We start from the raw sequence: 25,491 nt of genomic DNA on the forward strand, positions 1-25,491 counted from the left end.
TCCAATGAGGTTGCTAAAACTACTCAAAACACATCGTTATTTTCTTTTAATGATCGCAGCAATACTTATTGCACTTTGGCCCTTGACTTTTTTTGTATTAACGCCCAAGTGGGATAATGTTGATGCTTTTTTGCCTTACCGATATTTTTTAAGTGATTATTTATGGAATGGTTATTTTCCTTTTTGGAATAGTTTTCAACTTATGGGTTATCCTGCTTATGCTGATCCTCAAAGTGGGATGTGGAACCCACTAACTTGGATCATTATGCTTTTTGGAAAATACACCATGAAGTCACTTATTTTTGAAGTTCTTTTTTACTTTGTTTTAGCAGGTGCAGGCATGTTCACCTTAACCAAAGCACTAGTAAACCATAAAGGCATCGGAGCCATAATTGGTTTGTGTTACGCTTTATCAGGTTTATTTGTTGGTTCAGCGCAATTAATGGTGTTTTTAGCCGGAACAGCCTATTTACCTTGGTGTCTATACGCTCTTTACAACTATTCAAAGTATTTAAGTTTGAAATATCTTGTTTTAGCTGCATTGTTTTTTGCTTTAAACACAGTTTCTGCCAGTCCCGCCTTTACAATAGTACTATTTTATATTTATGTAGCTTGGTTCGTTTATCTATTTTTGAAGAACATAAAATTACGAAATCAATTAAGAAAAATTGTACTTCAAGGATTTATCTTAATCGGTGTGATTTTAATTCTTTTACTTCCTTACATAGCTTCATTAATTGAATTTTCACCCTACTTTCAAAGGGTTTCAAAACTTCCTTATTATGGCGGTCATCTTTTAAATAATCCTTTCACCCTAGTAAGTTATATTTCATTCATTTTACCATATGGAGTAATCAGTAATTCAGAAGTATTTAACATAACTGATTCTACCTTAAGAAATGCATACTTTGGCATTTTAACCCTTTTTTTCTTCTTTTATACTGTAATTTCTTTTTATAAAAAGAAAAAAGTTATCATTGGTTTTCTAGGCGTTGTTTTCTTTCTTATTGTAGCCGCTGGAGGGGAAACCTTTGTTTATAGAATTCTTTATTTCTTACCTGGTTTTGGTACATTTTCACATCCTTCTTTTTTCAGATCCTATGCGGTTGTTATTATGTTATTAATGGCTGGATATGGAATGAAAGTTTTTACTCAAAAAAATCAATTCAACTATTTGAAGCGTAAAAAAAATGTATTTGTTTTATCGATATCATTGTTACTTGTTGGAATTGGTTTGTACCTGAATTCAAGAGAAGAGATAAATGCGGCATTTCAACAGTTAATGAACTTAACAGAGTTTTCCGCTCTATCTTTTAGTACACACATAATATTTAATCTGTTGCTATTAATAGCAATTATTATAATAGTTTTACAACTAAAACACTGGCTTAAGCTTTCATTTATTACAACTGTTTTTCTCTTCGCTTTTTTAGATTTAGGAATACAAACCATGCTCACCTTTCCGCGAACAATCTCTTATCATATTAAATATGATGGTTTTAAGACTTTTTTTAATAAAATTCCAAATGATATTCATCAACCTGAAGTGGATACAGCCTTGAAAAAATATGATGATAACAATGGTCTTATAGCAGTTGGTGGTATTTGGCACAATCGATCAACTTTTAATAAAACTATTTCTTATAATGGTTATAACCCTTTTAAAATCAAATATTTTGAAACAGCCCGAAAAGATAGCTCTTTGTTTTTTAACATTGAAAATCCGTTGTTTTTCTTTCCAAAATCTATAAAAACAGACACAAGTTCACTACGTAAAGGATTAATATGGGGTGTAGAAAATTTTGAGCATGTTCAAGAAAGTGAAAATCAAATTCTATCAATAAATGTTGGATATAATCAATTCAAAGCTTCTGTTGTGAATAACTCAAAAAATTCACGGTGGTTGTTGCTCAATCAAAATTATTACCCTAAATGGAAAGCCTTTATAAATGATACTGAAGTCAAGGTATATAAAGTAAACACCCACATCATGGGGGTAGAAGTTCCTCCCAATGGTACCTATACGGTACTTTTTAAATATAAAGCTTCCTATATGGTTTATCTGGCAATTCTAAATATTATCGCCTTTATATGGGTGTTTATATATTGCATTAAGGTATTTTTACCTGCGAAGAAAGAATTAATCAATGAAGAGAATTAAGCATGGATATTTGTGAAAAAACAACATTTTCAGAAGGAACCTATGATCGTCACCCTTGGGAATTAGCAAGAATTAAGGTTGTAGAAAACATCTTAAAGAAAACCGTAAAAATAAAGTCAGGAGCACGTATTTTAGACCTTGGCTGTGGTGATGCTTATGTGGCTTTACAACTCTCCAAACAATTTTCTACTGCAAGTTTTCATTGTGTTGACACCGCATTTACTCCGGAAATTATCACAGAATTATCTGCTAACTTAGGTAAACACCCCATAAGCTTATACCCTTCTCTAGAAGATTTAAAAGCAGATCTTATTGCGCCTGTTGATGTCGTTTTACTATTAGATGTAATTGAGCACATTGAAGATGAAATTGGCTTTCTACAACATCTGCGTAACTCGGGTATTATTGATAAACACACGAAGGTAATCATTACAGTTCCAGCATTTCAGTATTTATTTAGTAATCACGATGTATATTTAAAACACTTTAGAAGGTATAACGCCAACCTCCTCAATAATCATCTTGAAAAAGCAGGTTTTAAAAGTGCTAAAACAGGATATTTTTTCATTTCTTTACTGTTTGTACGTTTACTTCAAAAAATGTTTATTAGAAATCGATCGGTTGACAAAGAAAAAGGTATAGGAGCGTACCAATCTAAAGGTATTTTAGATAAAATTATTGTGAATGTGCTTTATTTTGATTTCTTATTTGGGAAATTCTTTAGATTTTTTGGTTTAAGAATTCCTGGACTATCTTGCTTTTCAATATGTCGTATACAGCAATCATAATTCCTTGTTACAATGAAGCTGAAAGGCTTGATGTAGAATTATTTACAGATTTTTTAAATCGGTTTGCCACATTTTCTTTAATTTTTGTTGATGATGGAAGTAAAGATAAAACACTTGAAAAGTTAGAAGAAATTAAAACTTCGACTCCACAACGGGTTAAAATAATTAGCAACAAAATAAACCGTGGGAAGGCTGAAGCTGTAAGAAATGGAATACTTACAGCTTATGCGACAGGTGACTTTCAACAATTTGGTTTTTTAGATGCAGATTTATCAACTCCCTTTTCTGAATTTACAGATATTACCGACTATATGGTAAACAACAATAAAAAAGCTGTTTTTGGATCTAGATTAAAATTAGAAGACGCCAAAATTGTGCGTTCTCCATTGCGACACATTATAGGAAGAATAATTGCTGCATTTATTCGAATGACGATAAATACTCCTTTTTATGATACCCAGTGTGGAGCAAAAGTTTTTACAAGTGATATTATTGAAGTTGCTTTTAACAAACCTTTTATTTCTAGATGGTTATTTGATGTTGAGATTATTTTGAGATTAAAAAAACATTGGAAAAAAGATTTTGGTGACCTTTTGTATGAATATCCAATTAAAGAATGGAATCAAGTTGATGGATCAAAAATTAGGTTTATAGATATGATTAAAATTCCTTTCGAACTACTGAAAATCAAAATTAAAAAATAGGATATTTTTCTTTCAAAAAGTTTTGAAAAGATAAGTTTGCCCTTTAAAATCGCAACAAATATTGCTGAAAACTAATTAATTAATTGGGTTACCAAGATTAAGTCATAATTATTTAAAAAGAGATTCCTCGTCGTCCCGAGTTCTCGGGACTCCATCGGAATGACAGGTTTTCGTTGGCTTGGCCGGGGTAAAATTTAACACTAGATAAAATTAATTGATACGATTCTCGGCTGTAATTATTGAAAAAATACAACCATAAAACTAGTGATTAACGACCGATCTTGGTAGCCCAGCTAGTTAATTCAAATTTATAACAGAGACGAACATGTTCTCATACAATCTCAATTTTAAAACAACGGCGATTAACTTTACTTTAAATGTTTACCTTTATCTTTTTATAAGATGCAAAAACTAAAACTCAAAACCGATCAAAATGTGCCCATTGAGGTGGAATTGGCTTCAATAGGTCAACGTTTACTCGCTGTGTTTTTAGATATTGCTATACTTATTGCTTATTTGTTGGTCATGTCATTAGTAATTATGATGATATTTTCATCACAATTTAACCTTTTGGAATATCAGTTTTTTGACTTTTGGTCTATTCTTTTTATGTTGGTGGTTTACATACCATTTGCACTTTATACGCCACTTATGGAATATTTTACGAAAGGTCAAACCATAGGTAAAATGGCAATAGGCATTCGTGTTTCAAAAATTAATGGAGAAAATGCAACCTTTCGAGATTGCTTCACTCGCTGGCTTTTTAGACCGTATGAATTATATATTTTATTATTATTTAATGGAGGTTTCTTCGTTTTTATTGCGTCTTTCTTTTTTGACACACTTATAGGTGCTATTTCCAATAAAAATCAACGTATTGGTGACTTTATGGCTAATACTGTTGTAATTAGACAGAAACCCAAACAAGTCTACACGATAAAACAAATTCTAGCCATTCAAAATAAGAAAGAGTACATACCGAAATATTTAGGTATTACACAATACACTGATGAAGATATGATGTTGGTAAAACATGTACTTACACGTATGAAAAAACATGATAATAAGGCCACGAGAGAAGTGGCTATTCAATTAGCTGATAAAATTGCAGAAGACTTAAAATTAGAAGAAATACCTACAAAAAAACTGCAATTTTTAAAAACAGTATTAAAAGATTACATCGTTTTAACCCGATAAAATATGAGTAAATTATACGTTGTTCCCACCCCAATTGGCAATTTAGAAGACATCACTTTACGTGCTTTACGTGTGCTCAAAGAAGCCGATTTTATTTTGGCTGAAGACACCCGAACTACGGGAAAACTGCTAAAACATTATGAAATTTCAAATCAATTAATGTCATTTCATATTCATAATGAACACAAAACGGTAGAACGTGTAGTTGATCAAATTAAAGCCGCTGGATCTGCTGCCATTGTTTCTGATGCGGGAACACCTTCTATTTCTGATCCTGGGTTTTTATTGATTAGAGAATGTATTGCCAACGACATTGAGGTAATTTGCTTACCTGGACCTTCCGCTATTATTCCTGCAATTGTAGGTTGCGGATTTCCATGCGATAGCTTTGTTTTTGAAGGTTTTCTTCCGCATAAAAAAGGCCGACAAACCATGTGGAAAACCATTGCTGAAGAACAAAAATCTGTTGTGTTATATGAATCACCTCATCGTTTGATCAAAGCACTCAAAGAAATGACAGAATTTCTAGCAGAAGATCGTCAGATTTGTGTAGCGAGGGAAATTTCAAAAATTCACGAAACTTTTCACCGTGGAACAGCTGTGGAATTATTAGAATATTTCGAGAAAAATCCTCCAAAAGGAGAGATTGTGATTGTGATTAGTGCGCAAAAAAAGAGAAAATAAGATTTATCTAAAGGAAAGTCTCGAAAGTTCTTTTCCTATTTCTTAAATCTTCCCAATACTTTTCTAATCGGTTTCATCCCAAGAACAAACATTTGGACATTCAATATAGTTTTTCACTTTTTTTCATTGCCAAAAAAAGTAAAACAAAAATGTCTAGCCCCTGGAAAACCTTTTACCCACTAAGTCTTCACTTCCGAAAAAATTAAAAACTTGGCTCGTGCCTCACCTTCAAACACTTTAATTTTTTTATGGAAGAATGAAGACTAGTGGGTCCCAAACGTGGTTTTCCTAAGGGCAGCTAAAAAAACAATGACTTTCGAAAAGTAATTCTCTAATATTCAAATTCATCACAATGTCTTTAGATTGAAAATAAACTAAAACTTTAAAGAGATTATTTAAGACGCTATTGAAAATTTACAATAGTAAACATTACTTTATTTACTATTCAGGTAATGAGGTTCTTTAAAATACTATTTTTGTAATAACTTGATTTGATCAATTTTTTCCAACATCAATAATTAAATCAAAACACTAAAAAAATGACGAAACAAGCCATACAATTAAAGAAATACGGAACTCCAAAAGAAGCTTTTTCTTTTGAGGAATTATCAATTCCAGAACCTTCAGAAGACGAAGTTCAAATTGAAGTAGAGCGTTTTGGAATTAACTATGCCGATGTAATGGCACGGGAAGGAAATTATCGTGAAGCTCCTCCTCTACCATGTGTTTTAGGGTATGAGGTTGTTGGAAAGGTAACTAAAGTTGGAAAAGATAGTCCACAAGAGTTACTTGGCAAACGTGTGGTTGCTTTTACACGTTTTGGTGGTTATAGTCAGTGTGTGAATACAAAACACATGGCTGTTGCAGAAATTGGCGATTACGATGGAAATAAAGCCTTGTGTTTGGCCACGCAATATGTAACGGCTTTTTATATGAGTCATGTTGCAACAACGATTCAAAAAGGAGATAACGTATTGATTCACGCCGCTGCCGGAGGAGTTGGAACAGCTCTAATTCAACTGTTACGCAATAAAGGAGTTAATATTATCGCCAAAACAGGAAGTGATGATAAAATTCAATACTTAAAAGACTTGGGGGTTGATCACATTGTGAATTACAATAAAGGTGATTACGCAGCACAAGTACAAAGCATTCTTAAAAAAGAACGGATTGATGTTTCTTTTAACCCTGTTGCAGGTTCTACTTTTAAAAAAGACTGGAAACTACTCGGCTGTACAGGTTCACTTGTCCTTTTTGGTGGAAGTGAACGTTCGGGAAAAAAATGGGGAATGCTTTCCACTTTGAATTTCGTTCGAAAAATGGGAATTATCATTCCAATTACTTTAATGATGCGTTCAAAAAGTATTATTGGAATTAACATGTTGAAAGTGGGTGATTTTAAACCGAAAGTTTTACAACATTGCATTCAAGAATTAGTCAAACTAGCGATAAATAGTGAAATAGATCCGCAAGTTGGTGCTGTTTATAACGCCAAAGAAATCGGTGAAGCACATGCGTTTTTGGCCTCTGGAAAATCCACTGGAAAAGTTGTTTTAGAATGGTAAATTAAGAATTTGAAACCCAGAATTGTCATATTCGCTCCTTATCCAAAAGGAACTGCGCCTTCTCAGCGTTTTCGTTTTGAACAGTATTTGCCTTTACTTGAAGAAGCAGGTTATGAAATCGTTTATAAAAGCTTTTTAGATCAACAAACGTGGAGTTTATTGTATCAAGAAGGAAAATACCTCAACAAAGCTTGGGGACTTTCAAAAAGTTTTTTCAAGCGCTGGAGAGATGTTTTTCAATTAAGGAAAAACGATATACTTTTTGTCCATAGAGAAATGTCGCATGTTGGACCACCCATTTTTGAATGGTTTGTGTCAAAAGTTCTCCGTAAGAAATATATCTATGATTTCGACGATGCGATTTGGTTGCCCAATTATAGCGAAGTCAACGCAAAAGTTCACCGATTAAAAGCCTATTGGAAAGTTAAATACTGCATGAAATGGGCACATCAATTAACGGTTGGAAACGAATATTTAGCCAATTATGCTCAAACTTTCAACAATAATATATCGATCATTCCAACAACCATAGATTTAGAGAATCACCATAATTTAACGACCAATTACGATAAAAATCCTGTTGTAATCGGCTGGACAGGAACACAAACTACCTTAAGATATTTAGATGAACTTATTCCTGTTTTATCTGAATTAGAAAAAGAATATGATTTTGTTTTTCGCGTAATTTCCAATGAAAAACCGCAATTCGATTTAAAGTCTCTTGAGTTTATCCCTTGGAATAAGACCACAGAAATAAAGGATTTAGCCGAAATTCAAATTGGCGTGATGCCACTTGTAGAAGATCAATGGTCGAAAGGTAAATGTGGATTTAAAGCCTTGCAATACATGGCGCTCGGAATTCCCTCCATTTTGTCTCCTGTAGGTGTGAATAACAAAATAGTTAAAGATGGTCTAAACGGCTATCTATGCTCTTCTACTGATGAATGGAAAGCGCGTTTGGTGGCTTTAATTACTAATCCCGAACTGCGGAAGTCAATTGGTCAAGCTGGAAGAAAAACCGTGGAGGAAAAGTATTCTGTGGAAAGTAATTATGGAAAGTATTTGGAGGTTTTGGGTGGGTGATGTTTGAAAATAAATAAACGTAACAATACCATAAAACAGGTAGAAATGCACGGCCGTGAATCTCTACCTGTTTTATGGCGATAACTATTTAAACTCCCAATCATACCCATCTATTTCCGAAACACAAGCAATCAACAAATCAATACTGCGTTGAATATCTTCTTTGTGTGCCATTTCAATCACTTGATGTAAATGTCTTGTGGGAATTGAAATTGCTCCAGCTACTGAACCTCCTTCGGTCATGCGCTGAATTCCAGCAGTATCTGTTCCTCCAGCAGTAAGAATTTCAGGTTGCCATTTAATGTTGTGACTGTCTGCAGTTTTTTTCATGTATTCAACCATTCTAAAGTCGGCAATAGTTGACGCATCCATAATTTTAATGGCTGTTCCTTCTCCTAAAGAAGTGATTTTTTCATGCGCTGCTGCTCCAGGTAAATCGTAGGCAATTGTGGTGTCTAATCCAAATCCAAAATCGGGTTTAATGTTTAAAGCGGCAACATTCGCTCCTCTAATTCCTACTTCTTCTTGAACAGTAAATACGCCATAAACGTCATAAGGAACTTCTTTGTCTTTGAGGTTTTTTAAAGTTTCAATTAAAATAAAAACCGCCAAACGATTATCTAAAGATTTTGAATTTACACAGTCACCCATTTCCACAAAAGAGCGTTCTCTTGTAATTGGATCTCCAACTTTTATCAATGCCTCAACTTCCTCCTTAGATCGACCCGTGTCAATGAAAAAGTCCGTTGTTTTTGGATTCTTCTTGCGCTCTTCTGGTGACATTACATGAATAGGTTTGGCCGCCATTACGCCTAAAACATCTTCTTTTCCATGAATTAAAACACGCTGAGCTGTCAATGTTTTTGGATCAAATCCACCCAAGGTGTGAAAACGAATAAATCCTTTGTCGTCAATATGCGTTACAATGAAACCAATTTCGTCCATGTGTGCACCAATCATTACTTTCTTGTCAGATTTTCCGCGTTTTATGGCGTAGATATTTCCCATATTATCGAGTTCCACCTCATCGACAAGTGGTTTTATTTCATCTAAAATTAAGCTGCGTATTTTTTGTTCGTATCCTGGTGCTCCAGGTGCTTGACAAACTTTTTCAAGTAAAGATAAATTCAAACTCATTTTCTATCGTTTTTAGGCTTTCTACTTTCTCTTTGTGGTCTTTTTGGTAAAGGATTTTCATTAATTTCTTTAATAAACTTACGCGTTCTGTAAATATCAACTGCTAAATATATAGCACTGCGCATAGACTGTTCGTTTGCATCTCCCTTTCCAGCTATATCAAAAGCAGTTCCATGATCTGGAGAAGTTCTTACGATGGGTAATCCCGCAGTAAAATTCACTCCATCGTCAAAAGCCAATGATTTAAAACCTGTTAATCCTTGGTCGTGATACATAGCTAAAACTCCGTCAAAATCGGCGTATTGTCGACTTCCAAAGAAACCATCAGCGGGATAAGGTCCAAAAGCTAAAATTTTTTCTTCCATTGCTTTTTGAATTGCTGGAGTAATTTCTTCGTATTCTTCATTGCCCATTTCTCCTTTTTCTCCAGCATGTGGATTAAGTCCTAAAACGGCAATTCTCGGACGAACAATGCCAAAGTCCTTCTTTAAACTTTTGTTTAACTCTTCAATTTTCTTGAGAATTTTATCTTGTTTAACATCCTCAATAACTTGTTTTAAAGGAATATGACTGGTAACGAGTGCTACTCTTAATTCTCCTGAAACCATCATCATTAAGGCATCTTCTTTTCCAGATAAATCGGCTAAATACTCTGTATGACCCGGAAATTTAAATCCTGCCTGATGAATTGTTTCTTTGGAAATAGGTGCGGTAACCAAAACATCAATTTTTCCTGCGGCTAAATCTTGCGTTGCTTTTTCTAGCGATAGAAAGGCATATTTTCCGCCAGTTTCTAGCGCTTTTCCTAGTTGAACATCCACTTTTTCATCCCAACAAGAAACAATGTTTACTTTTTTATCAATGGCATCTGTGGCGTCAGTTACACGCTGGTAATTAAATAAATTATCGTTGATCGCTTTCTTGTGAAAAGCCATTGTTTTGGTAGAACCGTAAATTATTGGCGTACAATCCACTAAAATTTCATTATTTCTAAGCGATTTTATAATTACCTCCGGTCCTATTCCGTTGATATCTCCAATTGAGATTCCAACCCTAACTGGTTTTCTAGTTGATTTTAATGTTGTATTTTCTTTCGGTCTATTGTTTTGCATATTGATTTTTTTGTTCCACGTTATAAAATATGGAAATTCTTCGTTTGACGTACGCATTCATGAATAAAATAAAACGAAGTTCTATTCACAAAAATAACAATTAGTTGGAGATAATACTTAAGCCGCAATGGCATTACATACCTTTAGCTTTTCGATAACGCGGTTTTTTGAAGCCCCATTGATGTTTTTTCTTGGTAAATTTTCTTTGTCTGCTATTAGATCGCTCGGCAAATTTGTATATTACTCCAAAATGATGATGAAGATAATCATATTCTTCGGTGTAAATTTCGGGTAACAGCCCAATTTTTCCAGTCGTTCGCCACTGAACACCAATCCCACCAAAAATCATTATGTTAACACCGGCACCAATATTTCCACTCAGCATATTTTGTGGCCAAACCGCTTCCCTACCAGTATATCCAATTCCTGCAAATACAAAAGGATCTATAATTTGTTGACGCATTAAAAATCCAAAACTGTATTTAAAATTTCCACTAAAAGCAAATGCTTTTCCTGATCTTGTTGTGTCTTTATTAATGGTTTTACCCAATTGATATTCATTATAGGACGCCATAAAATCAATACTCATTCCTTTTTGCATATAGAAATCAACGTTTACAGCGGAAGGAAAAACAGGTATATTCCAAGAGTTTTTAACATCGAAAAGGTTTTTATATCGATATCCATCATCTTCCATGATGTTCCAATTGATACCTACCATCCAAGAGTAAGGTTTTATTTTCTTAAAATTTTGCGAAAATAAAACACTCGATATCGTAATAAAAAATAAAGCGGTAGATATTTTTTTCATATTAAATATGGATTTATTAGTGTTTATTTCTCCATGTAATTTGCCAAAATAATAAAAAATAAGATAATGATGATAAGTGCACTAATGATTCCATAAAAAAGAAAAGTGTTACTTATTAATTGACTTCTTTCATTCTCCTTTTCTTCCTTATTTGCTTTTATTACAGAAATATCAGTTAATCCAGGTGTTGGTTCTTTTTCTATCCAAAATTGCGGATGGTTGACATTAACTTCGTGATGTATATTGTGAAAACTATATTGTTCATTGGTAGGTTTAGGTAAATTTTGAAGAGACAAAGATTGTATTTTATATTCTTGGTAATCAAATAGTTTGAATGCTCTATTATTTACATTAAAACCAAAAGGTATATCACCAAATACGGTAATATTTTTATCATATTTTTGATAGAAATATTGTTTGTTTTCTACTAAAACAATTGAACTATGTGGCAAAATATTTGCGTTTGAAGAAAAGGTATAAATGTTTATATTATTTTTATTTTTCACCTTCCAATTGTTTAGATTAATGGTATCTTTTGAGCGATTATAAATTTCTATCCATGAGGTGTTTTTTTCATTTTTATTTGCAATATAAACTTCTCTGATGATTAATTTATGGGCATAATTAGGTGCTTCTTTTGGTTTAAAAATAGGTGAAATTAGTATTTCATTTTTCTGCACACGTATTTGTTTTATTTGGGTGTGATCAGTACTATTTTTCCAACCTACAAATTCGAAATTATCAGCGGGTAAAGCTTCAACTTGAATCGGTATACTCTTAAAATAATCACCTTTAAAATTTTGATCCAACAATAAAGAATTTACTTTAACTTGTCCACCTTCACTAGCTTCATACTTCACTTCAAAGGTGTTATGTAAATTAAAATAGGATTTTAAATGTTTGAATGCAATTGATGGTCTGTGTTTTATAAATTTTTGAAGTCTTTGAATACTTCTATCGTATCTTAACTGTGAAATATCCCATCTTTTGAGGTGAAAAGGTATTTCATTCATCATTTCATGGGTTAGCTTATGGAGTTCTTTATGGGCAGATTGTGGATTAAAATAGGTATTTAAGGCATCCATGTAATAATTAATAAATCTTATTTGGATTTGGTTATTGCTCAGTAATTTTCTCAATAAAAGGGTATATTCAGTTGGATATTGAATATCTGTATTTTTATCTGCGGTAAATAATTGTAAAGAATTTTCCAGGTGCTTTTCTTCATCAAAAATATTCATACCCATATCTAAATCAAAAAGTACAGTTTTGAAAGGTGTATTCTTTTTAAAATCATTGTATAATCGAATATTTCCAGCGGCATCAGAATTTCCTAAAATAATTTGTAGGGTACTATAAATCAAATAATCATCAATATCAATTACATTTTGAATTTGTTGGATATCATCTTGATTTAAACTTTTTCTGGTTTCCAAAAACTTCATTAAATCATGATAGTTTTTCAAAATTTTAGGCGGACCGTCTTGCACTTTTTTAGGGGGTCGAATAATGCCTACATCATCCTTTGGTATTCCATGATGTGCATGAATAAAATGTTCATTTATTTTTTCTCTCAAATTATAAATTCCCCAATATTTACCGTTAATATAAACAGCAACAGGTCTATATTCTTGAAATGACAAACCACTTTTTTTGCTTACTTGTGTTGCAAAAACATCTCGAATATGTGCTCCTTTCATATCTCCTCCAGCATTTCTGAGAATGAAATTCTTATATTTTTGAAAGGGCAATTGCGGAAATAATGGATATCGAAAACGATTATCACCATATTTTTTTCGGGCATAAATAGCGAATGATTTTTGTGGCATACTAACACTATACCCTCCAAAAATTTTTATTCCTGCAGCTTGGGAAAAAGCTTTTTTATTTTGATCTATGAATTCAACATGAATCGGTTTTTCAATGTCTTTCCAAAAATTTGCACCTTTAAATGGTGCATCTTTATCTGCACAACACCCCATTTCATAAATACCATTTTGTTTATCGAATAAATGATTTGGATCTGTGATTATAGAAAAAAATGGTAAGGTTTGTTTTCTTGAAGTAATGTAGGTGTTTGAGGTATAATAAGGCTGTTGACCTTCTTTAAAAATTGCAAAATACAAAGCTTCATCTCCTTTAATATTAAGTATACCAGAAACTTTTTCAGACTGCTTAGTTGGTAGTGTTCCGTCTCTACTTACATATACTTCAAAACCTTTTGGAATATGAACAACAACTTGTTTTAATCCAGGATAATTACCACCTGTAGGATTAAATACAACTTCATTCTGCGCATATACCTGAAAAATGATTAAAGAAAATAGAATTAAAATTACCCGCACAATGCATCATTTAGTTTTGATCTAACCGAAAAACGATTAAAAGTAATGTATAAATTTAGTAAAATTGATTACCTATGAATCTTTAAGTGCTGATATTTATTGATTGTATTTCCTACCTCATCTTCTGCAACAATGATATAAACATAAGTTCCAGCTTCAATAGGTGTACCGTTTAAATCCATTCCATTCCATTTAAAATCTGGATTGTTACTGGAATAAACCACTTTCTGATTTTTATTGAGTACGGTGATTTGGAAAGTTTTTAGACCTTGAGACTTAATAAACAGAAAATCATTTTTACCATCTCCATTGGGTGTAAAAACATTTGGTAACTCCCCTATTTCTCCTTGTACTAAAATTTCAATTTCAGTAAATTTACTTATTTGCTCTTCACCAACTTGTACATGTAATTCTACCAAATATTTACCTGGATTTGGATAAAAATGTTCAACTCGCGGCGTACGTTTAATGGTTCCATCATCAAAATCCCAAGTTATTTGAGCTTCTTTTGGAAGATGCTTAGCTTGAAAATTAACATATTGATTTTTGGATTGATCTATCTCAATGGTAACTGAACTTAAATCAATACGCTTTTCTTTTTCTATAGTTTTTGGCGATGGTTCTTCTTGTGTCGCTAAATTTGATTTTTGTTGATTCGTATTTTCAGCTTTAGTTGCTTTACTGTTTTCTTCATTTCGAAGATTTTGTTCTTTACTCTTATGGTTCTCCGCAACAACTTTTTGATCCTTTTGATGTAAAGTTTCTACTTTTTCTGGACTTTCAATGACTTGATTTTCAGATTGAGGTGTCGTTTGAGGAGTTTTCTTGTATGTTTTTTCTGATTTATTTTTGTTTTCAAATTTTACTTCACTTGTTTCTTTTTCAAGTTTTTCCTCACCAACAAGATTTTCTTCTTTAATTATTTTTTGTGTTGATGTTTGCGACTCCGTAGCATTTTCATTTGAGTTAACGAACATAAAAGCACCAACCGTAATAACAGATAATGTAGCAATACCAATCACCAGCTTACCAGCAATACCAATAGAACTACCTGCACCAGATGCAGCAGCAGAACTACTTATTCCTGATTGAACAGCCTTCCATAAATTAGGATTTACCTTAGCTTGGTAATTTCCCAATTCTTTTTGGAACAATTCTTTTATTTCGTCTTTATCGCTCAATTTTATATTTTTTCAATGTCTTTCTTAGCACAGATTTAGCACGTGAGTATTGTGATTTTGAAGTACTTTCTGAAATATTTAAATGCTTAGCTATTTCTTTATGACTATAACCTTCAATCGCAAACATGTTAAAAACAATGCGGTAACCTTCAGGCAATAATTGTACAATTTTCATCAAAACTTCAGCTTGTAAGCGTTCTTCTGCATCACTTTTTTGAACAATTTCCAATGGAGAATCATCTAATTCAATGTTGGTTTGCTCTTTTTTGTATTTTCTTATGTGATCTAAAGCAGTATTTACTACAATTCGTCTAATCCATCCTTCCAAAGAACCTTTGTGCTCAAATCGATGAATATTTTTATACACCTTGATAAATCCATCCTGAAGAATATCCTCCGCTCTTTCTTTATCTTTGATGTACCTCATAGCAACTCCCAACATTAAAGGAGAAAAACGATTGAACAACTCGCGTTGTGCTTTAGCGTTTCCAGAAATACATTTCTGTACTAAGGTTTTATCATCCATTTTTATTCACATTCTATAGACTACAATATTACATAAAAGGTTGCAGCAATAAAAAAAGCCTGTTAATTTTGAATTCTGATACACAACGATATGAAAAATTGTAATATATACATTTGCTTGTTTTTTCTTTCTTTAATCTTTCCTTTTCAGGCGCAAAACCTCAAAGAAGGGCATTGGTACGGAGACTTTAAGTTGCAAGAAAAACATCAATTATTCTTTCACTTTTCTGTTGACGGAATGCAAAATATGACCATTCATAACGACAAAGAAAATGTAGAAATGCAATCTTTTGAAAAAGTAAATGACAGTATTCGAGTTTATTTTTCTAGTTTTCCCAATTATTTAATTTTCAAGATTAATAAAGATAATCCTCATAAAATCAAGGGATTTTTTGTGAATCCAGCGCGTAAATCTAATGGAAGAGTTGCTTTTATTGCCGAGTATTTTGGTAAAGAAGTTGAGAATTTACCCAATAATCAATCTACTCATAAAAATATAGCAGGTAAATGGCAAACCACTTTTAATGCTGAGACGAACAATGCATATCCGGCCATTGGAATATTTAAACAAAACGAAGATTTAATAAGGGGAACCTTTTTAACCGAAACAGGAGATTATCGTTTTTTAAGCGGAAGAATTATTGACAATCAATTGCGTTTATCGAGTTTTGATGGTTCGCATGTTTTCTTGTTTAAAGCAACATTGAAAAATGATACGCTCAAAGGAGAGTTTCTTTCTGGAAACCATTGGAAAACAAATTGGATTGCGGCGAGAAATGATGATTTTAAATTGAAAAGTCCAGATTCATTGACTTATATGGTAAAAGATGATTTTGAATTTAATTTTAAAACGTTAGAAAATAAGGATTATATTTTTCCCAATAAAGAATTAAAAAACAAAGTAGTTATTGTTCAAATCTTGGGAACTTGGTGTTCGAACTGTTTGGATGAAACCCGATTTTACAAGGAATTATATGATGAATATCATAGTGAAGGATTAGAAATTATAGGTGTAGCTTATGAATATCCTAAAACTTTTGAGGGAAAAATAAAGCGCGTAAAACAGTTTTCTAATCAGAAAGATATCGTATATCCTATTTTGATTGGTGGTAATGCTTCTAAAGCAGAAAGTTCGGCAGATTTTCACATGTTTAATTCTATTTCTTCTTTTCCTACTTCTGTATTCTTAAATAAAAATGGAGAAGTTGTAAAAATCCACACAGGATTTAATGGTCCTGGAACGGGAGAAATTTATGAAGAATACAAAAAGAAAACAAAGGCGCTGATTGAAAAATTACTCAAGGAATAGGTTTTGAATTCTAAATTTCCTCCAAGAATATAATCTCCTTCTTTGGTTTAAGCAAAAGAAGGAAATACCAATGTGAAAGCGAAAATAGTTCTGTTATAAAGGTTTTTTAATGAAAAAGTATTGTCAATTTTCCATTGTTAATTATCAATTATCTACACCAAATTGATTTTCTTTACCAATTGTTCTTTATAAGATCCACCAATAGGAATTATTTTTTTATCTTTTTCAAGTTGTAAATTTGGATATTCAATTGAAGAAATTTTATCTAAACGAACGATAAACGAACGATGTACACGCACAAAATCTGCATCACCTAATTTCTTATCAATATCTTTCATCGTAGAGTGAATAGTATATCGTTTATCTAGTGTATTAATAACTACATAGTCTTTTAAGGCTTCAACAAAGAAAATATCTTTAGTATTTAGTTTTACTAATTTAGAGTTGGCTTTAACAAAAATAAAATCTTGCGTATCTTTTCCTTCAACAATGGAATAAAGTAAATCTCTTTCTTTTTCAACTTCCTTTTCTTTAGAATGTTTGTAAAGAGCCATTTCTATAGAAGTATGAAGATCTATTTCTTTAAATGGTTTTATTATATAGCCATAAGGTTCTGTTATTTTCGCTTTGGCCAATGTAGCTTCGTCTGCATAAGCGGTAAGAAAAATAACGGGAATATTGTTTTCTCTTTTAATGATTTCAGCTGCTTCAATGCCATTCATATCTCCTTTGAGCATTATATCCATCAATACAATATTAGGACGTTCTTCTGCTGCCAATTGAATTGCCTTTTCACCTGTTGCTGAAGCGCCAGATATAACATAACCCAGTCGTTTTAAACTGTGCTGAATGTCCTTAGATACAATGGATTCATCCTCAACGACTAAAACTTTTATTTTTGACATATAACAATATTAAGTGATACAAATTTAAGTAATAATTAGAAATCATAACTTCTATAAGGATATGAATTTAATATATTCATCGATAAACACATAATTTTTTGGGATAAATTTAGTTAACGCATTGATTTTTAACAGAAAAAACAACTGTAGAAATAAGATAGGATTTTAAATTCAATTTTCAAAATCAAGATTAAATTTCCTTTTGATTAAATAAAACTAAAAAAAAATTATTTCAAAAAACCTTTATTATTATTATTATACTGTTAATACTGTTCAATACTTTTATTCAAATGAATAGGATATTATCTTTTGAACATTTTTTTGAAGGTTATTCACATGTTATACAACTTTTAATCTATTGATTTATAAGTTATATTAGCGGTTATTAACATTTTGAAGTTTTCTAGTACTATGGAAAAGTATTTTGAAGTTTTGATAAAATTAAGCCCATTTTAGATGTTCATATCTAAATGTAAAAACTCAAAACTTACCCTTGTTTATTTCAAATGTATTTTGGTTTGGAATTATGTTTTAATAAAGCAAGTAAAACTTATTGAATTCTATCCACAGTATATATTTGTTTTGTTAATAACTGTGTCGATAAGTCATTTTTTAAAACACATATAAAACAAGGAGTTAAGAATCTTCATTTTTATGTTTGTTGATAATTCAATATGATTGTTAATTACGTAAATTTGTAAAAAATTCTAATTATGACAAATTCAAAAGTTATTCCTATCGGAGCAGATCATGCCGGATTTAAGTTAAAAGAAACAATAAAAAAGCATTTCAAAGAGCAAGGCTATTCTTTTAAAGATTATGGAACACATTCAGAGGATAGTATTGATTATCCTGATTTTGGTCATCCCGTTGCAGAACATGTCAGTAAAGATAAAGAATCATTAGGTATTGTTATTTGTGGAAGTGGTAATGGAATCAATATGACTGTTAATAAGCACCAAGATATACGTAGTGCATTATGTTGGAACGAAGATTTGGCAGCATTAGCAAGGCAGCATAACGATGCGAATATCATTGCTTTACCCGCTCGATTTATTGATGCTACGCTCGCTATAAAAATGGTTGATAAATTCTTAACAACTCAATTTGAAGGAGGAAGACACCAAAATAGAGTGAATAAAATCGCGTGTGGTGATTAAATTAGAATGCAGATGTTGTGTAAAAACGATTTGTAAAGTAACAAGGCTACTCTATTAACGTTAAATCAACCTGTTTTTTCAGCATATCCACATCTTTAATTTTTACCTTTACTTGGTCTCCAAAATTGAAGGTGTATTTTGTTTGGCGTCCTATAATTTGAAACTTATCGTTATCAAAATAATAATTGTCATCGGGTAAAGATTGAATGGTTATCATTCCTTCACAATGGTTATCATTCATTTTTACAAACATTCCAAAATCTGCTAAACCAGAAACAGTTCCTTCGAATTCCTCACCAATTTTATCTACTAAGTATTTGGCCTGAAAAAACTTGTTTGATTCGCGCTCTGCTTCTATTGCTTTTCTTTCTTGATTAGAGATATGTTCACTTATTTCATTCAATTGATTTCCATAATTTTTTTGTTTTTTATTAAGATGATCTAATAAAATACGGTGAACAACTAAATCTGCATATCTTCTAATTGGAGATGTAAAGTGCGTATAGAAATCGAAAGCTAAACCATAATGTCCAATGTTATTGGTTTGGTAATTTGCCTTTGACATAGAACGAATCGCCATTGTTTGAATAAGGTCGTATTCTGGTGTATCTTTTATTTTTGACAGTAAACCATTTATTTTTTGTGCAACATTATCAATATTTTCAAATTCTAAATCATAATCAAACTTATTTATAAATACTGAAAATGTTTGTAATTTTTCAATTACGGGTTTATCATGACAACGATAGATAAATTGAGAGTTTGATCCTTTATTACCTGGTAATTTACCTACAAAGAGAGCAACTCTTTTATTAGCCAATAACATGAATTCTTCGATTAACTTATTGGCATCTTTGGTTATTTTTTTAGCAACACCTGTCGGTTTTCCCTCTTCATCAATAATAAAACTTACTTCTTCAGATTCAATTGATAATGCTCCGTTTTTTAACCGTTCCTTACGTAGTCTTTTAGCGATTTGATCTAGCGCTAGAATTGGTTCTTTTAAAGTATCACTCTTACCTTCTATTACTTCTTGTGCATCTTCATAAGCAAAACGATAATCAGAATGAATAACTGTTTTTCCAAACCATTCCTTATATATTTCACCTTGTTCATTCATTTCAAACATCGCTGAAAATGCAAATTTATCCTCATTGGGTCTTAAAGAACAAGCCATGTTAGAAAGTTGCTCAGGTAACATTGGAATAACGCGATCTTCCAGATAAACAGAGTTCCCACGTTGATAAGCTTCTTCATCCATTGCAGTTCCTTTACGTACGTAATGACTTACATCCGCAATATGAATACCTACTTCTATATTTCCGTTTTCTAAAACTTCATAAGACAAAGCATCATCAAAATCTTTAGCGTCAAATGGATCAATTGTAAAAGTTAATTTATTTCTTAAATCTTTTCGATTTTTCACCTCCTCTTGATCTAGATCCATTCCAACTTTTTCAGCTTCTTCAATTACTTTTTGAGGAAATTTAATTTCAAATTCGTTTTTGAATAAAATGGAAAGCATTTCCGCATCATTATTTCCAGGCATACCTATAACTTCCAATATTTCACCAAAGGGATTATCAACACCTTTTGGCCAAGAAGTTATTCTTCCAATTGCTTTTTCACCAGACTTAGCGCCTTTTAATTTTTCAAGTGGAATATATAAATCAACATTAATTTTATTGTTGTCTAGTATCAGAAAAGCAAATTTATTTTTAACATCCAAAGTACCAACAAACTGTGTTGTCTTTCTGTTAACTACCTTTTTTATTCTTCCTTCTGTTTTATTTTTTCTTTGTTTTATTACTTCAACCTCAACAGTATCACCATGTAAAGCATTTTCGAGATTGTGGGCTTGAACAAAAATATCTGAATCTAATTCATCTATAATAATATATGCAGAACCGCGAGAAGTAGCATCAACTGTTCCTATAAAATTGTTTTGGTAAGAGTCATTAAATATAAAATATCCCTTTTGAAATTCGTTAAGATAATTCTGACTTTTTAAATCATTAAGTATAGAAAGCACTAATTTACGCATATTTTTATCAGTAATCTGCAAAATTGCACTTACCTCTTTGGCATTATATTTTTGATCTGGTTGACGTTCAAATATCTTACGTATTGCTGCTTCTATTCCCTTTTTCTTTAATTTTTTTCTCGACATTTATTATATTTTCGTTCAAAGATAGAGTAAAATTGTTGTTCTAATTACTTCGTTTTGTTAAGTATGCTATTTATTTGAAACAATTCCAATCTTCCCGTCTCTTTTCTTTACTTGTTAATATTTCGTATTTTTGTTTAAAAGATAAAAAAATGAATAAAAAAATTGAAAAATTATTGAATGATCAAATAGAGAAAGAATCCTCTTCAAGTCAATTGTATTTAACAATGGCTTCATGGTCAGAAAATCAAGGGTATAATGGAACAGCTTCTTTCTTGTATGCACATAGTGATGAAGAAAGAGAACACATGTTGAAACTAGTTAAGTTTATTAATGAACGTGGAGGAGAAGCAATAATTCCTGCTTTAGAAAAAGCGAATGTAAGTTTTGATTCAATGGAAAAAATATTTGAATCATTATTGGAACATGAAATGATGGTTACAGAAAGCATTAATAATATTGTTGGTGCATGTTTGGAAGAAAAAGATTACAGTACACACAATTTTATACAATGGTATGTTTCTGAACAATTAGAAGAAGAAGCTTTAGCAAGAACTATTTTAGATAAACTAAGACTAATCGGAAACGATAAAGGTGGCTTATATCTTTTCGATAGAGACATGGAAAACTCCTCTATTTCTGCTGATACTGTATCTAATACTTAATTATTTATTATATACAGAGGACACTATTTAAATGAAGTATTTCTTTATTAAAACCTTTACATTGTATGTGGTCATTGTTTTATCTCAGTTTTCACTATTTGGACAAGACCACATACAATTTAAAAACTACACTATTAACGATGGACTTTCTCAAAGTTCTGTAACATCTATTGTTCAAGATCAATTAGGTGCCTTATGGTTGGGTACTCAAGATGGAATAAATCGATTTAACGGAAAGAATTTTCAAGTTTTTAATTCTGACCAATACCATAAGGTCTCCAACGAATTTATTCATACTGCTTTTAAAGATCGCAACAATAACTTGTGGTTTGGTACCTATAATGGATTAACAAAATACAATCCTAGAACAGTTCAATTCAGTGCTTATAAATTTGACAATAAACGCCGTTTAGAAATTCACGCCATAACCGAAGATAGAAATGGAAATTTATGGATTGGAACAGCCTATGGTAGAATTTTTAAATTCAATACTAAAACTGCTAATTTTGAACTCATTGATGATCAAATTTTTGATTCTAAAATTATAGATATACGTAATCAGAACGACCAACTTATTTTTGTTAGTGAATTTAATGGGGTTTTGATGACTGATTATAATTTTACAAACACCATCATTGTTAAGCCTGAAGTAGAAAATACGGATGATTTTTTAATTACAGGATTAATTAATTCACCAGAACATGATATTGTAATTACTACCAATCGTGGCGTTTTTTATTTTGATTCCAATTTACATACCTTTAAAATTTTAAATGATTTATTTGCGCCCTTAGCAGATTATAAAATTATAGATGCGTTATATTTATCTAGGGATCGCCTTTTTGTTGCCAGTGAAAATAATGGATTATTTCAAGTTACACGACAAGAAAATGACAGTATTAATGTACTCAATTACACTGCAGATATTTTTCAAAAAGGAGCTTTAATTTCTAATAAACTTAATGGATTATTTATAGATAATCAAGGTTCTATTTGGATAACCTCACAACGTGGACTAAGTAGTTTTAATCCTACATTTATTGGTTTTAAAGGGGTAAGCACATCGGCTAATTTACAGAAGGGATTACCTTCTCAAAATATATGGGGATTTGCTGAATCTGAAGATGAACGTTATTTATATATCGCAGCTGATCATGGAATCTCTCGTTTTGACAGAAAAACCCATATTTATCAGCATTATTACCTTAAAGGTGAGTTAATTAATGATGCAACAACACTAAGCATTCAATTGATTGATGCAAATACGCTTTTATTAGGAACTATAGAAGGTTTGTTTGAATTGAACATTAATCCTAAAGATGAAACCGATTATTTCTTTACCAAATTTGAACATGAAGAACATGCACAAAGGGGCTTTGACTTAACGTATACGATTGTTCCGTATCTGGGTGAATCACAATATTTAATCGGTACAAAAGCAGGTGTTGTACATTTCGATTATGCAGATAAATCTTTTAATTACTTATTTCATAATCCTGAAGAATCGAATACAATTGGCACAGGACCTTGTCGCCTAATTTTTAAAGATAGTACTGACTATTATGTTTCTCCTTCTTCAGGAGGACTATATAAAATTATTGATGACGCTGGAAAACTTAGCGCAACAAGTAATCATGATTTTTCGATTCTTAAAACGATAACCAACGATTATTTTTCTGATGTTTTTATAGAAAATAATACCCAATATTGGTTTGGAACTATGGGTGATGGACTTATTCATTTTAATCGTGACACAAAAACAACTAAGAAATATACCAAATCAGATGGTTTACCCAATAATGTGGTTTATGGTGTAGAAAGTACTCAAAATGATCCAATGTATTTATGGTTATCAACAAACAAAGGAGTTTCTGCATTTAACATTCAAACAAAAGCATTTCATAATTTCACCGAAAAAGACGGTTTAATGAGTAATGAATTAAACCTAGGTGCAAGTTTTGTTTCTAAAGCTAAGGAAGTTTACTTTGGTGGTATTCAAGGTTTTAATTACATACAGCCTGAACAAGCTTTTGAAATTAATAGAAATATTCATGTGTATTTTTCTGGTATTGAGGTTGAAAATGAACCAGTTTTTCCTGAAAAAGACGGTATATTATCACAAAGTATTGCTTATACAGATAAAATTAAACTTCCCTACACACAAAGAAGTTTAAAACTCAATTTTTTTGCTAATGATCTTACCCATCCAGAGCGTATAGAATATAAATATGTTATGTCTGGAGATGACCAAGTTGAAGAGGAACTAGGTTATTCTAATGAATTGCGGTTTACGAGCATTGCACCAGGAAATTATGAATTGAAAATTTACGCGCGTATTTCTAATGGAAATTGGAATAAATATCCTGCTCGTTTAATTATTACTGTGGAACGTCCATTTTGGTTAAAATGGTGGTTTTATGCCATAATTATCTGCTTTATTGCTCTTGTTGTTCTTATTCGTGTGCGAACACGCATGGATAAAGAAAGAAGATTGCAAGTACGTTTAGAAATGAAAATTGCAGAACGCACCCGAGAATTAAGAAAGAAAAATGAACAAATTCAACAACAAAAGGAACGTTTACTAAAACAAACCAAAGAATTAGAAAGCGAACGGGTTAAAACAGAACGTTTATTGAATAATATCTTACCCAAGGAAACTGCGAGTCAATTAAAGAAAGATGGAAGATCAGCTGCACGTGCTTTCAATAAAGTATCCATTATGTTTACAGATTTTGTTGGTTTTTCTAAAATAGCCGAAGAAATGAGTGCTAAAGATTTAGTTTCTATTTTAGATATGCATTTTCGTCAATTTGACCGTATTATTGAAAAGAACGATTTAGAGAAAATTAAAACCATTGGAGATGCTTATATGTGTGCAGGAGGTGTTCCCATTCGTAATAAAACCAACCCAATACACACAACGTTAGCAGCAGTTCAGATTAAGGACTATATGCGAAAGCATAAAGAAGAACAACTTCAAAAAAATGAACCTTATTGGAAACTTCGAATTGGTATAAACACAGGGCCTGTATCCGCTGGTGTAATCGGTACAAAACGCTATGCTTATGATGTATGGGGAAATACTGTGAATCGTGCACAAAGAATGGAACAATTGTGTGAACCTGGAAAAATAGCCATTACCCAAGATACGTTTGATCATATTGAACCTTATTTCATTTGTAGAAAAAAAGGAAAAATTAAAGCTAAAAGTGGTGTTAAAATTCTAATGTTCGAAGTTGTTTCAATCAAACCTGAGTTATCAATTGATGGTTTGGGAGTTGAACCTAATGAATCTTTTCACAAATTGGTTAATCTACATCATTTTAGTAAAATTAATTACTACAAAGCAGAGCGATTTATTTTAAGTAAATTAAAAAAAGAACTAAGTCCAAAATTGCATTATCACTCATTTGATCATTCTAAAGATGTAACACGTCAAGCGGAGAGAATTGCTATTGGTGAAGGTATTACAGATGAAGATTTATTTTTATTGAAATCAGCAGCATCTTATCACGACGCTGGATTTGTAGAGCAATATGATAAGAATGAGCCAATTGGTGCGCGGATGGCTGCAGAAATTCTTCCAAAATTTGGTTATACTGAAGCGCACATTCAACGCATAAAGGAGTTGATCTATGTTACGCAGGTTCCACATAAACCTAAGAATAATTTGGAAGAAATAATTTGCGATGCCGATTTGGATTATCTAGGGAGAGATGATTTTCATGAAATTGCTGATCGACTTCGAAGAGAATTACGCGAGCATGGAAAAATCGATAGTGATCGAAAATGGGATGAAATGCAAGTAAAATTCTTAACGCAACATCGTTACTTTACCCAAACATCTATTCAAACTAGATTAAAGAAAAAGAAGCAAAATCTAGCTGAAATAAAAGAACGATTGGCGCAAGATGATTATATCGATTAGAAATTTGTGTTTAATGTGTTTTTACAATCTGAATATTTAAACGTAATAAGAATTAAAATGTACT

19 protein-coding genes are annotated in these 25,491 nt (G+C 31.7%); 11 read left to right on the forward strand and 8 right to left on the reverse strand.

The genetic code is table 11. The features are described 5' to 3' along the window. Positions 1-4 precede the first annotated feature (4 nt). The 7 genes from CW751_RS01705 (at position 5) to CW751_RS01735 (ending at position 8,182) form a co-directional block, all read left to right on the forward strand. Positions 5-2,161, forward strand: coding sequence for a hypothetical protein (locus CW751_RS01705; protein WP_133122097.1), 2,157 nt, complete (start codon positions 5-7; stop codon positions 2,159-2,161). A gap of 2 nt (positions 2,162-2,163) precedes the next feature. Further along, entirely contained in the window at positions 2,164-2,949 is a 786-nt protein-coding gene (locus CW751_RS01710; protein ID WP_101333225.1) for a class I SAM-dependent methyltransferase, read from the forward strand. Then, positions 2,928-3,653 (forward strand): dolichyl-phosphate beta-glucosyltransferase, encoded by a 726-nt coding sequence (locus tag CW751_RS01715; RefSeq protein ID WP_101333226.1) that lies wholly within the window; start codon positions 2,928-2,930, stop codon positions 3,651-3,653. Before CW751_RS01710 ends, CW751_RS01715 begins: the two co-directional genes overlap by 22 nt. Positions 3,654-4,055: 402 nt before the next feature. Continuing rightward, entirely contained in the window at positions 4,056-4,850 is a 795-nt protein-coding gene (locus CW751_RS01720; RefSeq protein WP_101333227.1) for an RDD family protein, read from the forward strand. 3 nt (positions 4,851-4,853) lie between these two features. After that, positions 4,854-5,534, forward strand: a complete 681-nt coding sequence (gene rsmI, locus CW751_RS01725) for a 16S rRNA (cytidine(1402)-2'-O)-methyltransferase (protein ID WP_101333228.1) — start codon at positions 4,854-4,856, stop codon at positions 5,532-5,534. A gap of 539 nt (positions 5,535-6,073) precedes the next feature. Continuing rightward, positions 6,074-7,099 (forward strand): quinone oxidoreductase family protein, encoded by a 1,026-nt coding sequence (locus CW751_RS01730; RefSeq protein WP_101333229.1) that lies wholly within the window; start codon positions 6,074-6,076, stop codon positions 7,097-7,099. 9 nt (positions 7,100-7,108) lie between these two features. Next, on the forward strand, positions 7,109-8,182 hold the full coding sequence (locus CW751_RS01735) for a glycosyltransferase family 4 protein (RefSeq protein ID WP_101333230.1): 1,074 nt from the start codon (positions 7,109-7,111) through the stop codon (positions 8,180-8,182). An 84-nt stretch (positions 8,183-8,266) separates the two neighbouring features. Here CW751_RS01735 and CW751_RS01740 read toward each other — a convergent pair whose 3' ends face one another. The 6 genes from CW751_RS01740 to CW751_RS01765 all read right to left on the reverse strand — a co-directional run bounded on the left by CW751_RS01740 (position 8,267) and on the right by CW751_RS01765 (position 15,294). Continuing rightward, entirely contained in the window at positions 8,267-9,319 is a 1,053-nt protein-coding gene (locus tag CW751_RS01740) for a M42 family metallopeptidase (protein WP_101333231.1), read from the reverse strand. Then, positions 9,316-10,431 (reverse strand): 4-hydroxythreonine-4-phosphate dehydrogenase PdxA, encoded by a 1,116-nt coding sequence (gene pdxA, locus CW751_RS01745; RefSeq protein ID WP_101333518.1) that lies wholly within the window; start codon positions 10,429-10,431, stop codon positions 9,316-9,318. The genes CW751_RS01740 and pdxA overlap by 4 nt, the downstream gene beginning before the upstream one ends. A gap of 133 nt (positions 10,432-10,564) precedes the next feature. After that, positions 10,565-11,242 carry a hypothetical protein gene (locus tag CW751_RS01750; RefSeq protein WP_133122098.1) on the reverse strand — a complete coding sequence of 226 codons (678 nt, stop codon included), beginning with the start codon at positions 11,240-11,242 and terminating at the stop codon, positions 10,565-10,567. Between the two features lie 23 nt (positions 11,243-11,265). Beyond that, positions 11,266-13,587, reverse strand: a complete 2,322-nt coding sequence (locus CW751_RS01755) for a CotH kinase family protein (protein ID WP_101333233.1) — start codon at positions 13,585-13,587, stop codon at positions 11,266-11,268. Positions 13,588-13,655: 68 nt separating this feature from the next. Continuing rightward, positions 13,656-14,768 carry a T9SS type B sorting domain-containing protein gene (locus CW751_RS01760; RefSeq protein ID WP_101333234.1) on the reverse strand — a complete coding sequence of 371 codons (1,113 nt, stop codon included), beginning with the start codon at positions 14,766-14,768 and terminating at the stop codon, positions 13,656-13,658. Further along, complete coding sequence (locus CW751_RS01765; RefSeq protein WP_101333235.1) at positions 14,758-15,294, reverse strand: RNA polymerase sigma factor; 537 nt, start codon at positions 15,292-15,294, stop codon at positions 14,758-14,760. Before CW751_RS01765 ends, CW751_RS01760 begins: the two co-directional genes overlap by 11 nt. A 90-nt stretch (positions 15,295-15,384) precedes the next feature. Between CW751_RS01765 and CW751_RS01770 the strand changes: the two genes are divergently transcribed. Next, the gene (locus tag CW751_RS01770) at positions 15,385-16,602 is read left to right on the forward strand and encodes a TlpA disulfide reductase family protein (RefSeq protein WP_101333236.1); all 1,218 of its coding nucleotides are present in this window, start codon (positions 15,385-15,387) and stop codon (positions 16,600-16,602) included. A 152-nt stretch (positions 16,603-16,754) separates the two neighbouring features. Here the strand turns inward: CW751_RS01770 and CW751_RS01775 are convergent, their stop codons facing one another. Next, positions 16,755-17,507 carry a response regulator gene (locus tag CW751_RS01775; protein ID WP_101333237.1) on the reverse strand — a complete coding sequence of 251 codons (753 nt, stop codon included), beginning with the start codon at positions 17,505-17,507 and terminating at the stop codon, positions 16,755-16,757. Positions 17,508-18,220: 713 nt separating this feature from the next. Here CW751_RS01775 and rpiB point away from each other — a divergent pair. Further along, a complete protein-coding gene (rpiB, locus tag CW751_RS01780; protein ID WP_101333238.1) occupies positions 18,221-18,667 on the forward strand; it encodes a ribose 5-phosphate isomerase B in 447 nt (148 codons plus the stop codon). 46 nt (positions 18,668-18,713) lie between these two features. On the opposite strand, the gene rnr is transcribed toward rpiB, so the two are convergent. Beyond that, positions 18,714-20,837, reverse strand: coding sequence for a ribonuclease R (gene rnr / locus CW751_RS01785; protein ID WP_101333239.1), 2,124 nt, complete (start codon positions 20,835-20,837; stop codon positions 18,714-18,716). A gap of 149 nt (positions 20,838-20,986) precedes the next feature. Here rnr and CW751_RS01790 point away from each other — a divergent pair, with 149 nt between their 5' ends. Further along, on the forward strand, positions 20,987-21,499 hold the full coding sequence (locus tag CW751_RS01790) for a ferritin (RefSeq protein ID WP_101333240.1): 513 nt from the start codon (positions 20,987-20,989) through the stop codon (positions 21,497-21,499). A gap of 31 nt (positions 21,500-21,530) precedes the next feature. Next, positions 21,531-25,427: an adenylate/guanylate cyclase domain-containing protein gene (locus CW751_RS01795; protein WP_101333241.1), complete on the forward strand. Its 3,897-nt coding sequence runs from the start codon at positions 21,531-21,533 to the stop codon at positions 25,425-25,427. Positions 25,428-25,491 lie beyond the last annotated feature (64 nt).

It is taken from the genome of Brumimicrobium salinarum, assembly GCF_002844555.1.
In the GTDB taxonomy this organism is placed as follows: Bacteria; Bacteroidota; Bacteroidia; order Flavobacteriales_D; family Crocinitomicaceae; genus Brumimicrobium; species Brumimicrobium salinarum.

What these genes read in the sequence shown, in the direction of transcription:
- CW751_RS01705 (WP_133122097.1), top strand. Translation starts at nt 5, where the DNA reads ATGAGGTTGCTAAAACTACTCAAAACACATCGTTATTTTCTTTTAATG.
- rnr (WP_101333239.1), bottom strand. Translation starts at nt 20,837, where the DNA reads ATGTCGAGAAAAAAATTAAAGAAAAAGGGAATAGAAGCAGCAATACGT.
- CW751_RS01720 (WP_101333227.1), top strand. Translation starts at nt 4,056, where the DNA reads ATGCAAAAACTAAAACTCAAAACCGATCAAAATGTGCCCATTGAGGTG.
- rsmI (WP_101333228.1), top strand. Translation starts at nt 4,854, where the DNA reads ATGAGTAAATTATACGTTGTTCCCACCCCAATTGGCAATTTAGAAGAC.
- CW751_RS01750 (WP_133122098.1), bottom strand. Translation starts at nt 11,242, where the DNA reads ATGAAAAAAATATCTACCGCTTTATTTTTTATTACGATATCGAGTGTT.
- CW751_RS01740 (WP_101333231.1), bottom strand. Translation starts at nt 9,319, where the DNA reads ATGAGTTTGAATTTATCTTTACTTGAAAAAGTTTGTCAAGCACCTGGA.
- CW751_RS01790 (WP_101333240.1), top strand. Translation starts at nt 20,987, where the DNA reads ATGAATAAAAAAATTGAAAAATTATTGAATGATCAAATAGAGAAAGAA.
- pdxA (WP_101333518.1), bottom strand. Translation starts at nt 10,431, where the DNA reads ATGCAAAACAATAGACCGAAAGAAAATACAACATTAAAATCAACTAGA.
- CW751_RS01715 (WP_101333226.1), top strand. Translation starts at nt 2,928, where the DNA reads ATGTCGTATACAGCAATCATAATTCCTTGTTACAATGAAGCTGAAAGG.
- CW751_RS01770 (WP_101333236.1), top strand. Translation starts at nt 15,385, where the DNA reads ATGAAAAATTGTAATATATACATTTGCTTGTTTTTTCTTTCTTTAATC.
- CW751_RS01795 (WP_101333241.1), top strand. Translation starts at nt 21,531, where the DNA reads ATGAAGTATTTCTTTATTAAAACCTTTACATTGTATGTGGTCATTGTT.
- CW751_RS01775 (WP_101333237.1), bottom strand. Translation starts at nt 17,507, where the DNA reads ATGTCAAAAATAAAAGTTTTAGTCGTTGAGGATGAATCCATTGTATCT.
- CW751_RS01730 (WP_101333229.1), top strand. Translation starts at nt 6,074, where the DNA reads ATGACGAAACAAGCCATACAATTAAAGAAATACGGAACTCCAAAAGAA.
- CW751_RS01765 (WP_101333235.1), bottom strand. Translation starts at nt 15,294, where the DNA reads ATGGATGATAAAACCTTAGTACAGAAATGTATTTCTGGAAACGCTAAA.
- CW751_RS01710 (WP_101333225.1), top strand. Translation starts at nt 2,164, where the DNA reads ATGGATATTTGTGAAAAAACAACATTTTCAGAAGGAACCTATGATCGT.
- rpiB (WP_101333238.1), top strand. Translation starts at nt 18,221, where the DNA reads ATGACAAATTCAAAAGTTATTCCTATCGGAGCAGATCATGCCGGATTT.